General features: G+C 74.0%; 18 protein-coding genes. 10 read left to right on the top strand and 8 right to left on the bottom strand.

The window, feature by feature from the left end:
- Positions 1-26 precede the first annotated feature (26 nt).
- The 4 genes from ACZ6K0_RS09190 to ACZ6K0_RS09175 form a co-directional block, all read right to left on the bottom strand.
- Positions 27-1,640 carry a flavin-containing monooxygenase gene (locus ACZ6K0_RS09190; protein ID WP_469234177.1) on the bottom strand — a complete coding sequence of 538 codons (1,614 nt, stop codon included), beginning with the start codon at positions 1,638-1,640 and terminating at the stop codon, positions 27-29.
- A 14-nt stretch (positions 1,641-1,654) separates the two neighbouring features.
- Complete coding sequence (locus ACZ6K0_RS09185) at positions 1,655-3,196, bottom strand: FadD3 family acyl-CoA ligase (protein WP_469234179.1); 1,542 nt, start codon at positions 3,194-3,196, stop codon at positions 1,655-1,657.
- Between the two features lie 217 nt (positions 3,197-3,413).
- The gene (locus ACZ6K0_RS09180) at positions 3,414-4,007 is read right to left on the bottom strand and encodes an ankyrin repeat domain-containing protein (protein ID WP_376406293.1); all 594 of its coding nucleotides are present in this window, start codon (positions 4,005-4,007) and stop codon (positions 3,414-3,416) included.
- A 2-nt stretch (positions 4,008-4,009) separates the two neighbouring features.
- Positions 4,010-4,564, bottom strand: coding sequence for a GlcG/HbpS family heme-binding protein (locus ACZ6K0_RS09175; protein WP_469234181.1), 555 nt, complete (start codon positions 4,562-4,564; stop codon positions 4,010-4,012).
- 298 nt (positions 4,565-4,862) lie between these two features.
- On the opposite strand from ACZ6K0_RS09175, the gene ACZ6K0_RS09170 reads away from it, so the two are divergent.
- The 3 genes from ACZ6K0_RS09170 to ACZ6K0_RS09160 all read left to right on the top strand — a co-directional run bounded on the left by ACZ6K0_RS09170 (position 4,863) and on the right by ACZ6K0_RS09160 (position 7,475).
- Positions 4,863-6,011 (top strand): sensor histidine kinase, encoded by a 1,149-nt coding sequence (locus ACZ6K0_RS09170; RefSeq protein ID WP_469234357.1) that lies wholly within the window; start codon positions 4,863-4,865, stop codon positions 6,009-6,011.
- Positions 6,012-6,080: 69 nt separating this feature from the next.
- Positions 6,081-6,698, top strand: a complete 618-nt coding sequence (locus tag ACZ6K0_RS09165) for a TOPRIM nucleotidyl transferase/hydrolase domain-containing protein (protein ID WP_469234183.1) — start codon at positions 6,081-6,083, stop codon at positions 6,696-6,698.
- Between the two features lie 54 nt (positions 6,699-6,752).
- A complete protein-coding gene (locus ACZ6K0_RS09160) occupies positions 6,753-7,475 on the top strand; it encodes a VOC family protein (RefSeq protein WP_469234185.1) in 723 nt (240 codons plus the stop codon).
- Between the two features lie 25 nt (positions 7,476-7,500).
- On the opposite strand, the gene ACZ6K0_RS09155 is transcribed toward ACZ6K0_RS09160, so the two are convergent.
- From ACZ6K0_RS09155 to ACZ6K0_RS09145, 3 genes are all read right to left on the bottom strand, one after another.
- Positions 7,501-8,025, bottom strand: a complete 525-nt coding sequence (locus ACZ6K0_RS09155) for a hypothetical protein (protein WP_469234187.1) — start codon at positions 8,023-8,025, stop codon at positions 7,501-7,503.
- Complete coding sequence (locus ACZ6K0_RS09150; RefSeq protein ID WP_329619159.1) at positions 8,025-8,270, bottom strand: helix-turn-helix transcriptional regulator; 246 nt, start codon at positions 8,268-8,270, stop codon at positions 8,025-8,027. Before ACZ6K0_RS09150 ends, ACZ6K0_RS09155 begins: the two co-directional genes overlap by 1 nt.
- 120 nt (positions 8,271-8,390) lie before the next feature.
- Positions 8,391-11,066: an FAD/NAD(P)-binding protein gene (locus ACZ6K0_RS09145; protein WP_469234359.1), complete on the bottom strand. Its 2,676-nt coding sequence runs from the start codon at positions 11,064-11,066 to the stop codon at positions 8,391-8,393.
- Between the two features lie 227 nt (positions 11,067-11,293).
- On the opposite strand from ACZ6K0_RS09145, the gene ACZ6K0_RS09140 reads away from it, so the two are divergent.
- Together ACZ6K0_RS09140 and ACZ6K0_RS09135 are read left to right on the top strand one after the other, a co-directional pair.
- Positions 11,294-11,755 carry an RrF2 family transcriptional regulator gene (locus ACZ6K0_RS09140; RefSeq protein ID WP_469234190.1) on the top strand — a complete coding sequence of 154 codons (462 nt, stop codon included), beginning with the start codon at positions 11,294-11,296 and terminating at the stop codon, positions 11,753-11,755.
- Between the two features lie 43 nt (positions 11,756-11,798).
- Entirely contained in the window at positions 11,799-12,368 is a 570-nt protein-coding gene (locus ACZ6K0_RS09135) for a SixA phosphatase family protein (RefSeq protein ID WP_469234191.1), read from the top strand.
- A gap of 25 nt (positions 12,369-12,393) precedes the next feature.
- Here ACZ6K0_RS09135 and ACZ6K0_RS09130 read toward each other — a convergent pair whose 3' ends face one another.
- Positions 12,394-13,470, bottom strand: coding sequence for an ArsR/SmtB family transcription factor (locus ACZ6K0_RS09130; RefSeq protein ID WP_469234193.1), 1,077 nt, complete (start codon positions 13,468-13,470; stop codon positions 12,394-12,396).
- A gap of 121 nt (positions 13,471-13,591) precedes the next feature.
- Between ACZ6K0_RS09130 and ACZ6K0_RS09125 the strand changes: the two genes are divergently transcribed.
- From ACZ6K0_RS09125 to ACZ6K0_RS09105, 5 genes are all read left to right on the top strand, one after another.
- Positions 13,592-14,605, top strand: coding sequence for an SMP-30/gluconolactonase/LRE family protein (locus ACZ6K0_RS09125; protein ID WP_469575590.1), 1,014 nt, complete (start codon positions 13,592-13,594; stop codon positions 14,603-14,605).
- 224 nt (positions 14,606-14,829) lie between these two features.
- Positions 14,830-16,869 (top strand): calcium-binding protein, encoded by a 2,040-nt coding sequence (locus ACZ6K0_RS09120; RefSeq protein WP_469234197.1) that lies wholly within the window; start codon positions 14,830-14,832, stop codon positions 16,867-16,869.
- A 153-nt stretch (positions 16,870-17,022) separates the two neighbouring features.
- The gene (locus tag ACZ6K0_RS09115) at positions 17,023-18,018 is read left to right on the top strand and encodes a DUF1996 domain-containing protein (RefSeq protein ID WP_469234199.1); all 996 of its coding nucleotides are present in this window, start codon (positions 17,023-17,025) and stop codon (positions 18,016-18,018) included.
- Between the two features lie 83 nt (positions 18,019-18,101).
- A complete protein-coding gene (locus ACZ6K0_RS09110) occupies positions 18,102-18,680 on the top strand; it encodes a sigma-70 family RNA polymerase sigma factor (protein ID WP_376406271.1) in 579 nt (192 codons plus the stop codon).
- Entirely contained in the window at positions 18,677-19,405 is a 729-nt protein-coding gene (locus tag ACZ6K0_RS09105; protein WP_469234201.1) for a zf-HC2 domain-containing protein, read from the top strand. The genes ACZ6K0_RS09110 and ACZ6K0_RS09105 overlap by 4 nt, the downstream gene beginning before the upstream one ends.
- Positions 19,406-19,540 lie beyond the last annotated feature (135 nt).

The raw sequence follows: 19,540 nt of genomic DNA, 5'->3' as shown, positions 1-19,540 counted from the left end.
GGGGCATCGGGCCGTGTCCGCGCGGGTCAGCCCGTGAGCAGGTCGAACCCCTTGTACCCCGAGTCCGCCACGTCCGCGATGATGTCCCCGTACACCCCGAACCCCCCGATGAACGGCATGAACACCCGGGGCTTCCCGGGGATGTTGGCCCCCAGGTACCAGGAGTTCGCCGCCGGGAACAGCGTGGCGTCCGCCCGGTCGCGGCACTGTGCGACCCACTCCTCGACGGCCTCCGGGCTCGCCTCGATCCCCCGGTAGCCGTACGCGTCGAGGTGGCGCAGACAGTCGATGAGCCAGTCACCGTGCTGCTCGGCGCACAGCACCACGTTCGCCATGACGGACGGGCTGCCGGGACCGGTGAGGTTGAACAGGTTCGGGAAGCCGTCGACCCCCAGGCCCAGATAGGTGCGGGGACCCCCGCTCCACACGTCCCTCAGCCTCCGGCCGCCGCGCCCCCGGATGTCGATCCGGTCGAGCGCGCCGGTCATCGCGTCGAAGCCGGTCGCGAACACGATCGCGTCCAGCTCCACCCGCGCGCCGTCGGCCAGGACGATCCCGCCGCCGTCGACCCGGTCGATCGCGTTCTCGCGCAGGCTCACGAGGCGCACGTCGTCGCGGTTGAACGTCTCGTAGTAGTGCGAGTCCGTGACGATCCGCTTCGTGCCGATCGGGTGGTCGGCGGGGACCAGCAGGTCGGCGGAGTCCGGGTCGTCGACGAGCGCGCGGACCTTCTCCTCCCAGAACGCGCGCGCCGCGTCGTTGGCCGCCCGGTCCGTGAGCTGGTCGGGGAACGTCTTGGAGTACAGGACCCCGCCCAGCTCCCAGCGCTTCTCGAACGCGGCCCGCCGCTCCTCCTCCGACACCTCGAACGTCCCGGACGGGTGCGCCGCGTGGGGCGAGCCGCCGCCGCTGAGCCGGGAGAGCCGCCGCCGCTCGGCGTACCCCGCCTTCTGCCGCCGGCGCGTCTCCTCGTCCAGCGGCGCGTTCCCGGCCGGCATGCTGTAGTTGGCGCTGCGCTGGAAGACCGTCAGATGCGCCGCCTGCTCGGCGATCAGCGGGATGGCCTGGATGCCGGAGGAGCCTGTGCCGATCACGCCGACGCGCAGACCGGTGAGGTCCGCGCCCTCGTGCGGCCAGGCGCCCGTGTGGTAGGTGGCGCCGCCGAACTCCGCGATCCCCGGGATGTCCGGTACGTGCGTGCTGGAGAGGCAGCCGACGGCGTACACGCAGAACCGTGCCGAGACCACCTCCCCGCCGTCCGTGCGCACCGTCCAGCGCAGTGTCCTCTCGTCCAGCTCGGCCGAGAGGACCGACGTGGAGAAGGTGTAACTGCGGCGCAGGTCGAACCGGTCGGCGACATGGCGCAGATAGCGCATGATCTCCGGCTGCGTGGCGTACTTCTCGCTCCAGTCCCACTCCTGCTGGAGGTCCTCGTCGAAGGAGTACGAGTAGTCCACGGACTCCACGTCGCAGCGGGCGCCCGGGTAGCGGTTCCAGTACCAGACGCCGCCCACGTCGTCCCCGCGCTCGAAGCCCCGCACGCGGTAGCCGAGCCCGCGCAGCTTGTGGACGGCGTACAGGCCGGTGACGCCTGCCCCGACGACCACGATGTCGACGGAGTCGGTGATGCTGTCGTTCACGTTTCGTACTCTCCTCATCCGGTGGTGGTGGTGCGGCGGCGCAGAGCGGCCTTGTCGACCTTTCCGGCGGCGTTGTGCGGGAGCGCCGCCACGGAGTGGAAGGCGCGCGGCGCCTTGAAGTTGGCCAGCCGCTCCCGCGTGTAGGCGGAAAGGTCCGCCGCGTCGATCAGGGTCCCCGCCGCCGGCACGCAGTACGCGACGCCGACCTCCCCGAGCCGCCCGTCCGGCGCGCCCACGACCGCCGCGTCCAGGACGTCCGGATGGCCGCGCAGCACCTGCTCCACCTCGGCCGGGTACACGTTGAACCCGCCGACCACGAACATGTCCTTGAGCCGGTCGGTGATCCGCAGGAACCCGCGCTCGTCGAGGACGCCGACGTCCCCGGTGTGCAGCCAGCCGTCCGCGTCGACCGCCTCGGCGGTGGCCTCGGGGTCGTCGAGGTAGCCGTGCATGACGTGATCGCCGCGCGTGAGGATCTCGCCGGGCTCCCCGGGCGGCGCGTCGATCCGCAGCTCGGTGCCCTCCAGGGCCGTTCCGGAGGTGCCCGCCAGGGTCTCGGGGGACTCGTGCGGCCGGCAGATCGCGACCACGCCCGTCGCCTCCGTCAGTCCGTACGCGGTGCTGATGTTCCGCGCGCCGATGTCCGTCCTGATCCGCTCGATGAGCGCGGTGGGGATGTTCGCCGCCCCCGTGACGGCCATTCGCATCGAGGACAGGTCGTACGCCGCGCGCCGCGGGTGGTGGACCAGCGAGGTGAAGACGGTGGGCGCGCCGGTGAGGACGGAGATCCGCTCGTCCCGCATCCGGCCGAGGACGGTCTCCGCGTCGAAGACCCGCTCGGGGACGATCGTCGCCCCGTGCAACAGGCAGGCGAGCACACCCGCCTTGTAGCCGAAGGTGTGGAAGAACGGGTTCACGAGAAGGTAGCGGTCGCCGCGCCGGAGCGTGACCGCGCGCGCCCACGCGTCGTACACGCGCAGGTTCTGCGCGTGGGTGGCGGGGACGCCCTTGGGCCGGCCGGTGGTCCCGGACGTGAAGAGGACGTCGGCGGTGTCCCCGGGCCGGACGGCGGCGCTCCGGGCCAGCCGCTCCTCCCCGGTCACCCGGTCCGCGCCCACCAGGAACCCGTCCCATTCCGCGGAGTGCAGGGCCACGGTCCTGTCGAGCAGCGGGAGTTCCTCTCCCGACTCCGCGAGCACGGCCCGGTAGTCCGTCCCGAGGAAGTCGTCCTCGGTGAAGAGGAGCCGGGCGCGGGACCGGCGCAGGATGTCGGCGGCCTCGGCCGCCTTGTAGCGGGTGTTCACCGGGACGAGCACTCCGCCCGCCGCCACCGCGCCCAGCGCGGCCACCACCCAGCGGGCGCTGTTGGGCGCCCACAATGCGACCGGGTCGCCCGGCCGCACCCCCTGGGCGATCACCGCGCGTGCCACCCGGTCGACCCGGTCCCGCAGCTCCGCGAACGACCACCGGTCCTCACCGAAGACGAGGGCCTCCTCGCCCCCGTATCTCTCCGCGGCCCGGTCCGCGAGCCGGGCGACCGTCTGCGCGCCTGTCATGATCCGTCACGTCCTCCCTGCCGCCCCGCCCCTCGTCGGGGCCGGGGCCCGGAACCACAGCGGACCGGAGCCTGGCAGGGAGAGGCGGCCCGGCGCAGGAGCCAGTTCCCGCTCACCGGGAAGGTGCCGGAGGTTCTTCACCTCCGGCGCCCGCCGGTGCCGGGAAGGGCTCGGCGCGAGAGGCTCACCGCGAGGGGCTCGGCGGGAGGCGGATCCCTCAGACCGTGGCCAGCAGTGCCGCGATCGCGTCGAACCCGCGGCGCCGGGCATGCCGCAGGGGCGTGACGCCGTCCGCGTCGGCGAGTTCCCGGTCGGCACCGGCGGCGAGGAGGAGCTCGACGACCTCCTGGTGCGGGCGACCGCCGTCCCCGAGGATCACGGCCTCCAGCAGGGCCGTCCAGCCGAGGTCGTTGACGTGGTCCACGTCGATGTCGGTCTCCCGTAGCACCGCCCGCACATAGGCGACGTGACCACGCTCGCTCGCGGGGATCAGCGAGACCCCGCCGAAACGATTGCGCACCGCCGGATCCGGGCCCCCGGGAAGCAGGGCGCGCATCATCGCGACGCTTCCGGTCACGCCGGTCACGAGCCACGCGCTGTCGTGACGGCGGTCCTGGGCGTTCGGATCGGCCCCGGCCGCGACCAGCACACGGGCCGCCTCGACATGACTCCCGAGCGCGGCGAGCAGCAGCGGGGAACGCAGTTCCTCGTCCCGGGCCTCCACCCGGGCCCCCGCGTCCAGGGCGGCGCGCACCTCCCCGGCGTCGCCCCGGCGGGCGGCAGCCAGGAGGCGGCGGTCGTGGTCACCCATGGTCACTCGCCGAGGGTGGCGACGCCGGCCTGGGCGAACTTCTCGTCGAGGTCGCCGGAGGGGGCGCCGGCGACGCCGATGCCGGCGATGGGGGCGCCCTTGGCGGTGACGGGGGCGCCGCCCGCGAGGAAGAGGGTGCCGGGGATGTCCTTGAGGGTGGGGGCGTTGGTGAGGCGCTTGGCGAGCTCGGAGGTGGGGGCGTTCCAGGAGACGGCGGTGTACGCCTTCTTCACGGCGGACTCGTAGGACTGGGGTCCGGCGCCGTCGCCGCGGAGGGTGACGATCGTGTTGCCGTTGCGGTCGACGACGGCGACGGAGACGCGCTGGTTCTCCTTCTCTGCGGCGTCCAGGGTCGCCTGCGCGGCCTTCGTCGCGGCCTCGATCGTCAGGTGCGTCGACTCCGTCGTGTTCTTGTTCTTCGCGTCGGCCGTGACCGCGGCGGGGGCGGCGGCCGGGGTGGCGGCGTTGGCGGAGACCGCGCCGAAGGTACCGGCGGCCAGCGCGGCGGCGGCGACCGTACCGGTCAGGACACGGGTGCGCAGGGACAGCTTCTTCACGATCATCAGCTCCTTGGGACGGCGCCCCCTGAGGGGCCTCGGGAAGCTCTGCGTTCCCGCTCTGCACTCCATCCTGGTGCCGCCCAGGGCCCCGGACGGTCGGCCTACGGGCTGCCTCCGGCGGCCCCTGCGGAGGACCCGGGGGTCAGCCGATCGGTTGATGCGGAATGGATCTCTCCGGATAGCCTGGCCCTGGGGGAAGCGGCCGGCGGCAAGGAGCGAAGCAGTGCGGACACACGAACGGCCACCCCTCGACACGGAGGCGGCCGACCCCGACGCCCGCTGGCTCGCCACCGTGATGCACGTGGCGTTCTTCGTCCTCCTGTGCTCGTCGCTGACCCGGTACCTGATCGTCCACCCCGGCGCCCCCTCCACGCCCTGGGTGATCGCCCTCGCCGTCGTCCTGGCCCTCCTGTACGTCCTGGGCCCGGTCCTGGGCCCCCGGCGGCCCGCGGCGTCCGGCGCGCCCACCACCGCCCCCGCGCTCTGGCTGACGGCCGTGATCGGCACCTGGCTCACCCTGGTGGTGCTGGCGCCGAGCTTCGGCTGGTGCGCGGTCCCGCTCTTCTACACAGGCCTGCGTTCCCTGCGCACCCGGCCCGCGGTCGTCCTCGTCGCGCTCCTGACCGCCGCCGTCGTGGCCGCCCAGGTCAAACTGCGGCTGCGCTTCGGCTTCGACCCCAACCTGCTGTTCTCCCCACCGGCCGTCGCCGCCGTCGCCACGGCGGTGTTCATCCACTCCCAGCGGCAGGCCGACCGGCTCCGGACCGTCATCACCGACCTCGTCCGCACCCGCAGGGAACTGGCCGCGACCGAGCGCCGCGAGGGCACCCTCGCCGAGCGCCAGCGGCTCTCCATGGAGATCCACGACACCCTCGCCCAAGGCCTGTCCAGCCAGCAGATGCTCCTCCAGGCCGCGGACCGGCTCTGGGACAGCGACCCGGCGACCGCCCGCCGCCACATCCGTACCGCCGCCTCCATCGCCGAACACAACCTGGCCGAGGCCCGCCGCTTCGTCCACGACCTCGCCCCCGCCGACCTCGCCGACGGCACAAGCCTCGACGACGCGCTGCGCACCCTCGCGGACCGGGAGACCTCCGACACCCTCCACGTCCGCTTCCACCAGGACGGCACCCCCACCACGCCCCTCCCCGAACGCGTGCAGTCCGCGCTGCTGCGCATCGCGCAGGGCGCCCTCGCCAACATCCGCGAGCACGCCGACGCCACCGCCGCCGCCCTCACCCTGACCTACCTCGACGACCAGGTGGTCCTCGACATCGCCGACGACGGCCGCGGCTTCACTCCCACCGACAGGCCCGGCGGCGTACGCGGCCACGGCCTGCCCGCCATGCGCGCCCGCCTCCAGCAGCTCGGCGGCACCCTCGCCGTCGAGTCGGCCCCCGGCGAAGGCACCGTGCTCTCCGCCGCCGTCCCCCTCCCGTCCTGAGGGGCCGGCACCGTGGCCGGCCGCCGAAAATCCCGTGCCGTGCCGTCGGCGGCAGTACAGACTCGCCGCATGGTGCAGATGGAAGCGTTCCGGGTAGCGGTCGGCGACTGGGCGAGCGGCGGCCCCGGCGAGCCGGCGAGCGAGCTGGCCGAGCGTCTTGACGTACGGACGGCGGTGCTGCTGGAAGGCCTGAGCGACCTCGCGGCCGTCGAGGCCCTGGCCGCGCGGCGCGGCCGGGACCTGGCCGCCGAGGGCGTGTGCGTGCTGTCGATGGGCGGGGCGATGAACATCGCCCGCTACGCCGGCCTCCTCGGCCCGCCCGGCCTCGGCCTGCGCCTGGCAGGCCTGTGCGACGAGCGCGAGCAGCCCTTCTACGACCGGGGCCTGACGCGGGCAGGGGCATCGGGGCGCGACATCTACGTGTGCGCGGCGGACCTGGAGGACGAGTTCATCCGCGCCCTGGGCACGGCGAGGGTCGAGGAGATCATCCAGGCGGAGGGCGACCTCCGCCCCTGGCAGACCTTCCTGCACCAGCCCGCGCAGAACGGCCGCCCCCGGCACCAGCAGTTGCGGCGCTTCCTCGGGACGAAGAAGGGCCGCAAGATCCGCTACGGAACCCTCCTCGCCGAGGCCCTCGACTCAGGGCAGGTACCGGCCCCGCTCGACGACCTCCTCGCGAGCGTGTGACCGCGAGCCGAAAACCGGTTGATCGGCAGGGGCTCTTCGGGCAGTCTCCGGCGGATGACGTCCCACCTCCACGCGCTGAGCTTCGACGCGAACGACCCCGCCCTCCTGGCACGTTTCTGGGCCGGTCTCCTGGGCTGGGAGGTGAGCGCCGCCTCCGACGACGGCATCGTGCTCCTCCCGAACGACGACACCGGCTTCCGGCTCCGCTTCCTCCCCACCCAGGAGAAGAAGGCGGTGCAGAACCAGCTGCACTTCGACATGACGAGTACGTCCCTCGACGACCAGCAGCAGGTCGTGGCGAGGACGCTCGAACTCGGCGGCCGGCACCTCGACATCGGCCAGACCGGGGAGGAGGGGCACGTCGTGCTCGCCGACCCCGAGGGCAACGAGTTCTGCGTCATCGAGCCGGGCAACACGTTCCTCGCCGACTGCGGATTCATCGGAGCGCTCAGCTGCGACGGCACGCAGGAGGTCGGGTACTTCTGGAGCAAGGCGCTGGACTGGCCGCTGGTCTGGGACCAGGACCAGGAGACCGCGATCCGCTCGCCGCACGGGGGACCGAAGGTCACCTGGGGCGGCCCGCCGCTGAACCCGAGGCACGGCAGGACCCGGCTGCGCTTCGACCTCGCTCCGCCGGCCCACGGTGACCTGCGGGCGGAGGTCGACCGGCTGGTCTCCCTCGGCGCGACCCGCATCGACACGGACGGGAACGACACCGGCGGGGTGGCACTGGCCGACCCCGACGGCAACGAGTTCCGCGTACTGACGCCCCGCTGAGAAGGCGTCCCCGGGCGGCGCGTCCTCAGGACGCGTCGCCGAACTCCGCTTCCGGCTCGCCCGGTTCGTCCTGGACCCGCAGGCCCGCCACCCACAGCGGCATCATCCAGTGCGCGGCGAGCACCCCGACGAGGACCGGGGTCACTGCGGCCCGGAGCGGCGCGTCCGCCAGGACGCCGTAGGCGCCCGTACCGAACGCGGCGGCCACGAGCAGCCAGAGCGTGAGCCGGTGGGCCACGGCCCGCACCCGGTCCCGCTCGACGAGCTGCCGCTCGTCCAGCATCCGGCCGCGCAGTTCGAGGAGTCCTCGCGTGGAGCCGTTGAGCGCCCCGGTGAGCACGACCCACGGGAGCAGCGTCGCGGCGACCGCGACGGCCAGGATCCACCCGGAACCGAAGACCGTACCGATCCACGCGGCCACCCCGACGCCGGTGAGGACGACATGGGCCCCCACCAGCAGCCGGCGCCGCCCCGCCGTGGCGTACACCGCCGCTGCCCGGCGGTCGTTCATCACGGCGTACATCCGCCGGTCGTAGCGCGTCGCGGTCATCACTGCTTCCTCCCGTAGACCTCGTCGGTGAGCGGCTGGAACGGCTCCAGGGAGAACAGCGCCTCCACCGGCAGCCGGAAGAACCGGGCCACTTTCAGGGCCAGGTCGAGGCTGGGGTTGTACTGGCCGCGCTCGATGTAGCCGATGGTCTGGTAGTGGACGCCCACTGCCTCGGCCAGTGCCTGTCGCGACACCTTCCGCTCGGCCCGTACAACCGCCAGCCTGTTGTGCACCTGCTCGCTCATGTATAAGAAGTACTACATTCGGGAGCAGGGCTGCAACATGCAAACGGTGGGGCAGGAGCGAATGCCCCTGCCCCACCGATCACGTGCCGTGTGGCGTCCCGACGCCGCCGACGCTTCCCGTCAGGCGGTCAGCCCCGCCAGCCTCCGCCGGTCGAGCGGCGACGCACGCCGGTCGAGGCGCTGTTCGAGGAGGTGGCGGGCGGTGTCGCTGTGCCCCGCCTCCACCAGGGCGTACAGCAGGGTCTCCTCGACGACCTCGCGCTGGGCCGCGCTGCCTCCCACCCGGCGCAGCGAGGGCAGCAGTCCGCGCAGTTCGCGCACCGCCGTCGCCCACTCCTCCTCCAGTACGGCTTCCAGCGCGCCGCACAGGGGGACGATGACCTCCCGCTGCACCGGGTCCGCGCCGGCCGCGTGGGTGCTCAGCCGGCGGAGCGCCGGGAGATCGCCCGCGGCGGTGAGCGCGACGGCGCTGTGCAGGGCCGTGAACGCGGTCGAGGGACGCTCGACGAGCTCCCGGGCGACCGCGTCGAGCACCCCGTCGACGGGAACGCGGCCGGTCCAGTTCCGCGACATCCTGGCCCGCCACAGCAGCGATCCGGAGTCGACCAGGGCCCGCACCCCGTTCACCTGACCCGGGGCCAGCTGGGCGAACCACCGGCGGCGCACGGCCGCGGAGTCGTCGAGGGCCAGCTCGTGGAGCGCCACGTGCCAGGAGAAGTGCGCCCGGTGCACGGCCCCCCGCCCTTGGCCGCCGATCCAGCCGTCGAGCCAGTCCCGGCCGACGCCGTGCTCACCGGACTCGTAGTGGACATGGGCGAGCGCGTGCACGGCGTGGCCGGAAGCGGGTTCCGCGGCGAGCGCCGCCCGGGCGAGCTCACCGGCCTCCCCGATCCGCCCCTGCTCCTGCCGGACGAAGGAGAGGAGCGAGGTGTGGAACCAGTGCCCCGCGTAGGCGGGCGCCGTCCGTTCCACCAGCCCCAGGGCCAGCGACCCGTCGAGGTCCGCGACACCGGAGAAGGCGATGGTCGGCACCGCGATGCCGAGCGCGAACGCGTCGTCGGGATAACGGCCGAGGTGCTCGACGAGCGCCGTGTCGCCGTCCCCCGGCATCCCGCCCGCCGCGTGGGTCTCGTGTTCCGCGATCCGCCGGGTGACGACGTCGACGAACGACCGCTCCCGCTCGTCCCCGCGCTCCCGCACACTGCGCTGGGCGTCCGCGAGCTCCCGGGCGACGTCGACGTCCGCCCCGCACTCGTGCCCGAGCAGGGCGAGCGCGGCGTGCCCGAGGGCGAACCCGGGGTCCAGCTCGGTGGCGCGCGCGAAGGCCTCGGCCGCCTTCGCCCGTACGGTGATCACCCGGCCGAGCCCGCAGCGGAAGGACGCCGCGGCGGCGGCATGCGTGGAGAGCGGCAGCCCGAACTGGTCGGTGGGCCGGCGGCGTGCCGACCGGGGAGCGCGGGCCAGCGGGGCGAGCACGGCCTCGGCGACCTCCTTGGCCTGGGCGCGGATCTCGGGGATCGCGGTCGTCTCCCACAACTCGCCACGCCGGGGCGCCCCCAGGGTGAACAGCGGCCGCCCGGCCTGGCCTTCGGCGTCGAGCAGCCGACCGCCGTCGGTGGACACACCGATGCCGAGCGGCCCGGGTACGGCGAGGCCGTCGGCCAGCAGACCGCCCCACAACGGATCGCCGTCGGCCCGCAGCCCCGGCCCCGTACAGTCCACCACCCAGGCCGCCCTGATCTCCCGTCCGTCGTCGAGCGAGACGACGAGGCCGCCGTCCCGCCCCGGCGCCACGGAGGCGACCCGGCCCGCGTGGACGCGGAGCCTCCGCGCGGCACGCGCCCGCGCGACCGTCTCCGCCGTGGACGGAGCCATGCGGTGCCGGTGCACGTTCCACGGGGTGGCGTCGCGGCCGAGGAACTCCGTCCGCTCGTCGTCGGAAAGCCCCTGCCAGAGCCGTACGATCTCGGGCCGCAGCCCGTCGAGCGCGGGCCGCCAGTCGCCGTGGACCCGCCGCGTGGCGGCGAAGTGCCGTGTCACCTCCCGGCGGAGGCGGTGGAAGGGCATACCGGCGAGGCCCGGCGGCGGCGGTACGGCGGGCAGCGGGGCGACCGCGTGCGGCTGGGGGAGCAGCCCGCCGCGGGACACGGCGTGCACCGTACGGCCGGGACGGTCGAGGACGAGCGCGAGGTCGACGGCGGTGAGCCCGGTCCCGACGAGGAGGACGTCGTCGGCCGCGCCGACCGCGTCGAGCGCGCCGGGGGACCAGGGGCGCGCGACGAACCGGTCGGAGGCGACGAGCTCGGCCGGCGCCCAGCCCGCCCGGCCCGCCGCGGGCCCGGTGGCGAGGACCACGCTGTCCGCCGCCACCGTGCCGCCGTCGGCCAGCCGGAGCTCCAGCCGCCCCCCGGCCGCGTCGGCGCACCCCGTCGCGCGGGTGCGCAGCCGCCGTACGGTGACCGTGCCGTGCGCGGCGATGACGGCGCGCCCGAGCGTGTCGGCGAGGTACGAGCCGTAGCGGTACCGGGAGGCGAAGTCCGCCGCGGTGACGGTGGATTCGCCGTGACGACACAGCCAGCGCCGGAAGTGGCCCGGGTCGTCCGGATAGCAGCTCATGCCGCCGACGGGCACGTTGAGCCGGTGCTCGGGGACCGCGGTGGCGTACGCGACGCCCCGGCCCGCCTCCGGCGCGGGGTCGACGAGGACGAGGTCGAGCGCGGTACGGCGCCGGGCCGCCGCCTCGCACAGCTGGACGGCGACGAGCGCACCGGCCGCGCCGGCGCCGACGACGGCCACGGTGGGCCGCGAGGACCGCCCGGACTCAGGTACCACGGACACCACGGACACCACGGAGACCTCCGAACCAGGGGGTGGGCACTGCACGACGAATGTTCACTATGTCGATGAACAAAGTGCAGTGGCAACGCCGCTTCCGGACAACAACACCGCCCGGCCACGCCCGTTGACGATCCCGACACAAGCCGCCCAGGTCAGAAGCCCGCCACTCGTGAGACATTGAGTCCGTGAGGATCTCAGCACGAACGGACTACGCCATCCGGGCCATGGCGGAGCTGGCCGGCTCCCCGGACCGCCCCCTGAAGGCCGAGGACATCGCCGGTCGCCAGGACATCCCCGTCCGCTTTCTCTTCGTCGTCCTCGGCGATCTGCGACAGGCGAGACTGGCCCGAAGCGCGCGCGGTCCCGACGGCGGTTACGCCCTCACCAGGCCGCCCGCCGAGATCACCCTCGCCGACGTCATCCGCGCCATGGACGGACCGCTCGTCAGCGTGCGCGACCTGAAACTGACGGGCCTGGAGTACCAGGGCGCGGCCGCACCCATGCCGGACGTGTGGCGCGCCGTACGGACGAGCCTGCGCCAGGTCCTGGAGAGCACGACCCTCGCGGACCTGGCGGCGGACAGCCTGCCCGAGCTCGTACGGGAGAGGGCCCGCGACTACCACGACGACGTCCGCACGTACCCGTAGCGTCGATGGCCCTCGGCCGACCGGACCCCCTACGCTCGGAGACGTGCCACCCTCCACCGACACCCCACCCGAGCGCGGCGGATCCGCAACCGCCCGAGCGCGCCGACTGGTCGTCCTGCGACACGCCAAGAGCGCTTGGCCGGAAGGCGTCCCCGACCGGGACCGGCCCCTCGGCCCACGCGGTCTGCGCGACGCCCCGGCGGCCGGCCGCTTCCTCGCGGAGACCGGGGAACAACCCGACCTCGTCCTGTGCTCCCCGGCCCGGCGCACCCGCGACACCTGGGAACTGGCCGCAGCGGAACTGGACGGTCCGCCGCCGCCCCGCCACGACCCGCGCCTGTACGGGGCTGACGCGGAAGAGCTCCTCGACGTCCTCCACGCCGTACCCGACGAGGCCGGAACCGTCCTGCTGGTCGGACACAACCCGGGCCTCGAAGACCTGGTCCTGCTGCTCGCCGCCCACGGAGCCGGGGACGCGCTGGACCGCGTACGGACCAAGTTCCCGACCTCGGCGACGGCCGTCCTGACCTGGCACGGCACCTGGCAGGACCTCCGCCCGGGCTCAGCGCTCCTGACACACCTGGAGATCCCTCGCGGTCGACGCTCCCCGTGAGCCGCGCACGAAGGCGCGCCGCCGATCAGCCACCGGCGAGGAGCGTGTGCCCGAGAGGCGTGAGGGAGTGGAGGACGGCGACGCCGGTCCTGGTGGTGGCGACGAGGCCGGCCTCGCGCAGGACGCGCGTGTGCTGACTGGCCGCCGGAAGGGAGACGGCGGCGCGTTCGGCCAGGGCGGTGGTCGTGGCGGGCGTGCGGAGGAGCGCGAGCACCTGCGCGCGGGTCCGGCCGAGGAGCGCGGCGAGCGCCTCCGGCCGCCCGTCGGCTCCGTCCGGGGCCGCCTCGGCCGTGCCGTCGTCGTGCAGGGGATAGACCAGGACGGTCGCCGCCCCGGGGCGGTACATCACCAGCGGGCCGGTCGCGAACCAGGAGGGAACGAGGAGGAGCCCGCGACCGCACAGCGGGATGTCGTACGCCGAGGCGGACGGAAGGTGGAGCGTCGGGGGCTGCCATCTCCAGGTCGTCGCGAGCGTGGTGAGCAGGGCGTCGACGCCTCCGCGCAGGAGCATCTCGGCACGGAGCGCGCGGTCGGTCAGGGCGTCGCGGCTGATCCGGGGCCAGAGCGGTTGGACGGAGGTGTGGAAGTAGCGGCGGGTGTCGGCGACCAGGGCGCGCGTCGCGTTCGGCGATCCGTGGGCGAGGTCACGGGCCCACGGCCCGGGGCGGGTCAGGCGCCCCTTCCCGCCTGCGGCCGGGAGGATCCCGAGGTCGAGGGCGAGCTGTTCGGCCGGTGTCGAGGCGGCCGCCTCCAGCGCGTCGGTGAAGTCGTTCAGGGTCGGCTGGAGCAGGAAGTCGGGGAGGAATCCCTCGTCGGTGACGAGTTCGGCCAGGACTCCGGCCCGGGCGCCCGCGGTCCCGCGGAGGGACCGGTGCCACTGCCGGGCGGCGGGACGCGGCCGCTCCAACCGCCCGTGTCGACGGCTCCCCGAACCCGATCCCGAACTCGGTCCCGAGGCCGGTCCCGAGGCCGGTCCCGATCCCGGTCCCGGGCCCTGGCGCAGACTGAACCGCAGACTCAGGGCGGTCTCGGACAGGGCGTTGACCGCCGGGGCGAGCGTGATCCGGCGGAGATCGTCGGCCGTGAAATGAAGGCGGATCATACGAGTTGATTATCGGCGCGACGGACCCTTTTACCCAGGGGTGAAAGGCGATGCGTCACCGCCGATGTGGCCGCACGCTCCCGGTGTCCACGTCGTCGACTCCTCGCAGGAGGCCGTACCGATGCGCCGCACCCCCGCACGCCGAACACCCCGCAGAGCCACCCGAACCCCCTTCCGTCCCCCGTCCCGTTCCGCTCTCTGCCTCACCGCCGCCGCGACGCTCCTGGCGGCCCTGGCGGGTACGCCGGGCCCGGCCGCCGCCCGGGACCTCCCCGCCTCCTACGTCGTCTCCCGCGCCCCCGGCGTCCTCCCGGAGGGCATCGCCATCACCCCGGACGGGACCATGTACGTGTCCTCGGACGGCACGGGCGCCCTCTACCGGGGGCGCGTGGACCGCGCCGACCTGAAGCCCTTCCCGGCACGCGGACTGGAGGGCCGCTCCAGCACCCTGGGCGTGCACACCGACCGGCGCGGCCATGTCCTGTCGGTGGGCGGCGCGACGCTGACCGTCCACGACCGTCACGGGCGACTGCTGGCCACGCGAACGGCCCCCGACGGACCGCTCGGCGCACCCGACCTCAACGACCTGGCCGTGACGAGGGACGCGGTGTACGTGACCGACTGGGCCAACCCGGTCGTTCTCCGGGCGGAGTTCCGGGGCGGCGTCCTCGGCCCGCTCGAACCCTGGCTCGACATCCGCTCCGCGTTCCCGCAGTTCCCGGCGCGGTACTGGCTGCTGAACGGCATCGTGGCGAACGCCTCGGGCACCACCCTGCTGGTCGCGTCCAACGGCACCGAGGCCGTCTGGCGGATCGGTACGGCCGACAGGAACGTCAGCCGGCTCGACCTGGGGGAGGAGTCCTTCGGCCCCGACGGCATGGTGCTGCGCGGCCGGACCCTGTACGCCGTGCTCAACTACGGCGCACCGCACGGCGTGTACATCGCCCGGCTGGACGAGGAGCTGCGGACGGGCACGGTGACGCACCGCCTCACGGACGGCCCCTTCGACGTGCCGACCACGCTCGCACGCCACGGCTGCCGCCTGTACGTGGTCAACAGCCAGCTCGACCATCCGCCGGGCCTGCCCCCGTACACGGTGAGCGCGCTCGCCGACCCGACCTGCGGCACCGTCTGACCCGGCGCGAGCCCGGATGCCGGCGCGGGTGAGGGGGTCCGTGCCGGCGCGGGGTCGCCCCACTGGCGGGCGGTCGGCGGCCCCGCGCGCGCTCCCTCGCCGGGGTGGTTCGAGAGGGCCAGTGGGCGCAGTACGGCGATGCCCGCGTCCCACGGGCGGGTTTCGGTCACGAAGCTGTGCGCCGCAGCTGTCCGCACCCTCTCGACGACGGAGGCCGTACACCCATGACCCCTACACATCCGAGACCCGCGCGGTGGCGCCGAAGGCCGTGGGGGAGGGCCGGGGCCTCGGCCGTCCTCACCGCGGCGCTCGTGCTCGCGCTGCCGGGTGCGGCGCTGGCCGCACCCGGGGACCTGGATCCGACGTTCGGTCCGGACGGCCGGGTGACCACGGCCTTCCCGGGATACGCGGAAGGCCGCGACATCGCGCGGCAGCCGGACGGAAAACTGGTCGTGGCGGGGCTGAGCGAGGGCGGGTTCGCGCTCGCCCGCTACCTGCCGGCCGGTGGCCTCGATCCGGCCTTCGGCACCGGCGGCCTGGTGACCAGCGACTTCGGCGGCGGCGCCCACGCGGCGAACGCGGTCGCCATCCAGCCCGCCGACGGGAAGATCGTCGTGGCGGGAACCACCGAGGTGATCGCGGAGGAGGGCGGAGGCTGCTGCTTCTTCTCCGTGGCCCGCTACCTGCCCGACGGCAGCCTGGACCCGGACTTCGGGGACGCCGGCCTCGTACGGGTCGAGGAGTTCGGCGGCTCCGCCGACGGCGCGGACGTGGCTGTCCAGAGCGACGGCCGGATCGTCGCCGCGGGCAAGGGCGGCGGTGGCGGGTTCGCCCTGGTCCGCCTCGACACGGAAGGGAACCTGGACCCGAGTCTGGGCGGTGACGGCGCGGTCGTCGCCGGCTTCACCCCTTCCTCCCCTCAGGACGCCGGCGGCATCGCCCGGAGCATGACCCTCCAGCCGGACGGCCGGATCGTGTCGGTCGGCTACGTGGGCAGCACCGCCTTCGACATCGGCGTGGTCCGCTACCTGCCCGACGGCACCCTCGACACCGGCTTCAGCGGCGACGGCATGGTCCGCGCGGACTTCGGCGGCACCGAGTTCGGCAACGCGGTCGCGGTGCAGCCCGACGGCAGGATCCTCGCCGCGGGGTCCGGCGGTGCCGGCTTCGCGCTCCTGCGCTACCTCGCCGACGGCAGCCCCGACGCGGGCTTCGGCACCGGCGGCCGCACCTCGGTGGCCTTCCCCGGGGACGGCGGGATCGCGTACGCGATGGCCCTGCAGCAGAACGGCAAGATCGTCCTCGCCGGCCGCGCCGACGACCCCGACAGCGCCGAGGCCAACGACTTCGGCCTGGCCCGCTTCCACCCCAACGGCACCGTGGACACCGGCTTCGGCGGCGACGGCTTCGTCGTCACCGGGTTCGGGGACTTCGACGAAGCCCGCGCGGTACTCGTCCAGCCCGACGGCAAGATCGTCGCGGCCGGATACGGGGCGGGCTTCGCCTTCGCACTCGCCCGCTACCAGGGAGGCGACACCACCCCGCCCCCGCCGCCGCACGCGGACCTGTCGGTGACGACGAGCGCCACGCCCTCCCTGAGCATCGGCGACCGCGTCTCGTACACGGTGACGGTCGCCAACCGGGCGACGTCCACCGCCACCGCGACCGGCGTCACCCTGACGGACACCCTCGCCGGCGCCGGCGTGACCCTCACCTCCGCGACCCCCGCACAGGGCACCTGCACGTCGACCACGACCAGGGCGACCTGCGCCCTCGGCTCGCTCGCCCCGGGCGCGAGCACGACCTTCACGATCACGGCGGAGCCCCGCTCCACCGGCACCCTCACGCAGACGGCGACCGTCACGGCCACCCCGACGGACCCCGTCGGCTCCGACAACACGGCGACCACCAACACGTCGGTGAACAACGCGCGCGGCTGCACGATCATCGGCACCACCGGCGCGGACACCCTGAACGGCGGCTACGCCAACGACGTGATCTGCGGCCTCGGCGGCAACGACACGGTCCGCGCGAGCTACGGCAACGACACCGTCCACGGCGGCTACGGCAACGACAACCTCGACGGCGCCTTCGGCGACGACACGATGAACGGCGGCCCCGGCAACGACACCCTGACGGGCTCGTACGGCAACGACCGCCTCACGACCACCGACGGCGTCCTCGCCAACGACACCGCCAACGGCGGCTACGGCACCGACACCTGCACCACCGACCCGGGCGACGCCCGCGTCAGCTGCCCCTGACCGACCCGTGCAAGGCCACTGAGGAGCCGCTGTCACCCCCGTGGCGGCGGCTCTTGACCTGCCCTGAGCCCGCCCCTGATCCCGGCCCGGGCGTCCGGGCCGGCCAAGGCCCGCAGTTGACGCCGGCGGTGTGCGGCGGCGACGGTGGCGGGCATGGGGAGAGAACGTCGCTGGTTCGCCGTGCTGGTCTGCCTGGTCGTGGGGGGTGCCCTGACCGTGGCCCTCCTCGGTGCGTCCGACGACGGGGCGCCGCACGGGAGCGCCTCCGCCACGGCGGCGCCGGGGGACTTCGTCGACATCCGCGATGTACCGCCCGCCCGGGGCGAGCCGTCGCTTCCGGGGCCGGACGCCTCGACCGGCACGGCCGTGATCGACTGCGGCCGCAACGAGGAGGAGCACTACAACCAGGACAACCTGGTGATCTCGCCGGGCCTGCGAGGCGGCGCCCACCACACCCACGCCTACGTGGGCAACCTGTCCACCGACGCCCGCTCCACCGACGCGAGCCTTGCAGCCGCGCCCACCACCTGCCGCGGCGGCGATCGCTCCACGTACTACTGGCCGGTGCTGCGCCGTATGGACCGGCCGGCCCGGCACGCGTACGAGAAGGCGGCCGGGCACGGCAACGCGGGTGAGATCCTCCAACCGGCCGAGGTACGCCTGGAGTTCGGCGGCAACCCGGTCGGCAAGGTCGTCCCGATGCCGCGCTTCCTGCGCGCGGTCACGGGCGACGCCGTGGCGCTGACCGCCAGCAGCGACGCGAACGTGCGGGCGCGCTGGGGCTGCGCGAGCCACCCCGACCGGTTCACGACCCGCTATCCGCGCTGCCCGGCGGGTGACCGGCTGACCCGTACCCTGACCTTCCCCAGCTGCTGGAACGGCCTGGACACCGCAGGACCCGAACGCACCCACCTGGTCTTCCGGGCGGCGAACGGGGTGTGCCCGCAGGACACCTTCACGGTCCCCGAGCTGACGATCCGGCTGGCCTACGACGCACCCGGTCCGGGTGTGCCGATCGCCCTGGACTCCTTCCCCGAACAGCGGCACAGCCCGAAGACCGACCACGCGATGTTCGTCAACGTGATGACGGACGACCGGATGGAGGCGGTCACCGACTGCCTCAACGCGGGCCGCCACTGCCGTCTTTAGGTGTGACGCAGGTCACGTGAACCGGGGGTCCGGAGTCTGCGTGTTGGGCACGACGCAGGCAACGGAGAGACGGAGTGGGTGTGATGGCCGGACCACTGTGGCCGCGGGGCGGGCGCGGCTCGGGCGACGAGGTGTTGATCAGATCGGTGTACGAGGAACACGGGGGCGCGTTGCTCGCCTACGCGACGCGGCTGACGGGCGACCGGGCCACCGCCGAGGACGTGGTGCAGGAAACCCTCATCCGCGCGTGGCGGCATGCTGATGCCCTGGTCAACGGCAAGGGCTCGGTACGCGGCTGGCTGCTGACCGTGGCCCGCAACATCATCACCGACCGCTACCGGGCGAAGGCCGCGCGGCCCGCCGAGGTCGCGGAGTCGCCCGCGACGCCCCCGGTGGAGGAGGACCACGCCGATTCCGTCGTCGACGCGATGACCGTGCTCGGCGCACTGGACCGGCTGACGCCCGAGCACCGGGACGTGCTGACCGAGCTGTACTACCGCGAGCGGAGCGTCGCGGAGGCGGCCGACACCCTGGGCATTCCCGCGGGCACGGTGAAATCCCGTTCGCACTACGCGCTCAAGGCCTTGCGCGAGACGTTCAGAGAAGGAAGCCGGACGAGCGTGCCGCAGCAGCCCGCCGGACTCAAGGAGGTGGTCGCATGAACCGGCAGCGCCATGAGGAGGAGGTCCTGCTCGGCCCGTACGTGCTCGGCGTCCTCGACGACGCCGACGCCCGGCGCGTGGAGGCTCACGCGGCGGAGTGCGAGGCCTGCCGTGAGGAGGTGGACGCGCTCCGCGAGATGGAGACGGCGCTGGGCGAGGTGCCACCGGAGGCCTTCGTGGACGGGCCCCCTGAAGGGGGCGATCTGCTGCTCCAGCGGACACTGCGGCAGATGCGCACCGAGCGCGCGGGCGTACGGCGCCGCCGCCAGGCCTTGACGGGTCTGGCGGCGGCGGCCGTGCTCGCCGGCGTGTTCTGGGCCGGCACGGCGCTGCCCGGCACCGGCGCACCCGTCGCGCTGCCCCCGTCGCCCCCGCCGACGGTCACGGCACCACCCGCGACACCGCCGCCGGGCACCCGGGTCGCGTCGGCGGCGGACGCCGCGACCGGCGCCCGGATGACGGTACGGGTGACACCGGCGGCCGGCTGGGTCCGGGTGCACGCGGCGGTCACCGGTCTGCCGAAGGGGGAGCGCTGCACGCTGATCGTGGTGGGCCGCGACGGCAGCCGGACGGCGGCCGGCAGCTGGGTCGTGGGCGCCGGAGCCCGCGAAGGGGAGGGCAAGGGCGCCGCGCTCGACGGCTCGGCGGCGGTCGCCCCCGCCGACGTCGCCGCCGTCGTGGTCGAGAACGAGGCGGGCAAGAGGTTCGTCTCCGTACCCGTGTAGAACACCGGCCGCACCACCTGAGAGCGCCGGCCGGGCCCTGGGCCCGGCCGGCGTTCGCATGCCCGGAGAACTTTTTCGAATCCGTTGAACCGGGCCCGGACGGGCCACGTGTTTCCGGTGCCGACACAGCACAAC

Source organism: Streptomyces sp. NPDC042346, from assembly GCF_055581845.1.
This window is presented reverse-complemented; position numbering and strand designations above follow the sequence as displayed.

Bases quoted from the DNA above. Each gene is read 5' to 3' on its own strand.
- ACZ6K0_RS09110 (WP_376406271.1), top strand. From the start codon at position 18,102: ATGGCCGGACCACTGTGGCCGCGGGGCGGGCGCGGCTCGGGCGACGAG.
- ACZ6K0_RS09170 (WP_469234357.1), top strand. From the start codon at position 4,863: ATGCACGTGGCGTTCTTCGTCCTCCTGTGCTCGTCGCTGACCCGGTAC.
- ACZ6K0_RS09185 (WP_469234179.1), bottom strand. From the start codon at position 3,196: ATGACAGGCGCGCAGACGGTCGCCCGGCTCGCGGACCGGGCCGCGGAG.
- ACZ6K0_RS09120 (WP_469234197.1), top strand. From the start codon at position 14,830: ATGACCCCTACACATCCGAGACCCGCGCGGTGGCGCCGAAGGCCGTGG.
- ACZ6K0_RS09150 (WP_329619159.1), bottom strand. From the start codon at position 8,270: ATGAGCGAGCAGGTGCACAACAGGCTGGCGGTTGTACGGGCCGAGCGG.
- ACZ6K0_RS09180 (WP_376406293.1), bottom strand. From the start codon at position 4,007: ATGGGTGACCACGACCGCCGCCTCCTGGCTGCCGCCCGCCGGGGCGAC.
- ACZ6K0_RS09130 (WP_469234193.1), bottom strand. From the start codon at position 13,470: ATGATCCGCCTTCATTTCACGGCCGACGATCTCCGCCGGATCACGCTC.
- ACZ6K0_RS09165 (WP_469234183.1), top strand. From the start codon at position 6,081: ATGGTGCAGATGGAAGCGTTCCGGGTAGCGGTCGGCGACTGGGCGAGC.
- ACZ6K0_RS09125 (WP_469575590.1), top strand. From the start codon at position 13,592: ATGCGCCGCACCCCCGCACGCCGAACACCCCGCAGAGCCACCCGAACC.
- ACZ6K0_RS09105 (WP_469234201.1), top strand. From the start codon at position 18,677: ATGAACCGGCAGCGCCATGAGGAGGAGGTCCTGCTCGGCCCGTACGTG.
- ACZ6K0_RS09115 (WP_469234199.1), top strand. From the start codon at position 17,023: ATGGGGAGAGAACGTCGCTGGTTCGCCGTGCTGGTCTGCCTGGTCGTG.
- ACZ6K0_RS09155 (WP_469234187.1), bottom strand. From the start codon at position 8,025: ATGACCGCGACGCGCTACGACCGGCGGATGTACGCCGTGATGAACGAC.
- ACZ6K0_RS09160 (WP_469234185.1), top strand. From the start codon at position 6,753: ATGACGTCCCACCTCCACGCGCTGAGCTTCGACGCGAACGACCCCGCC.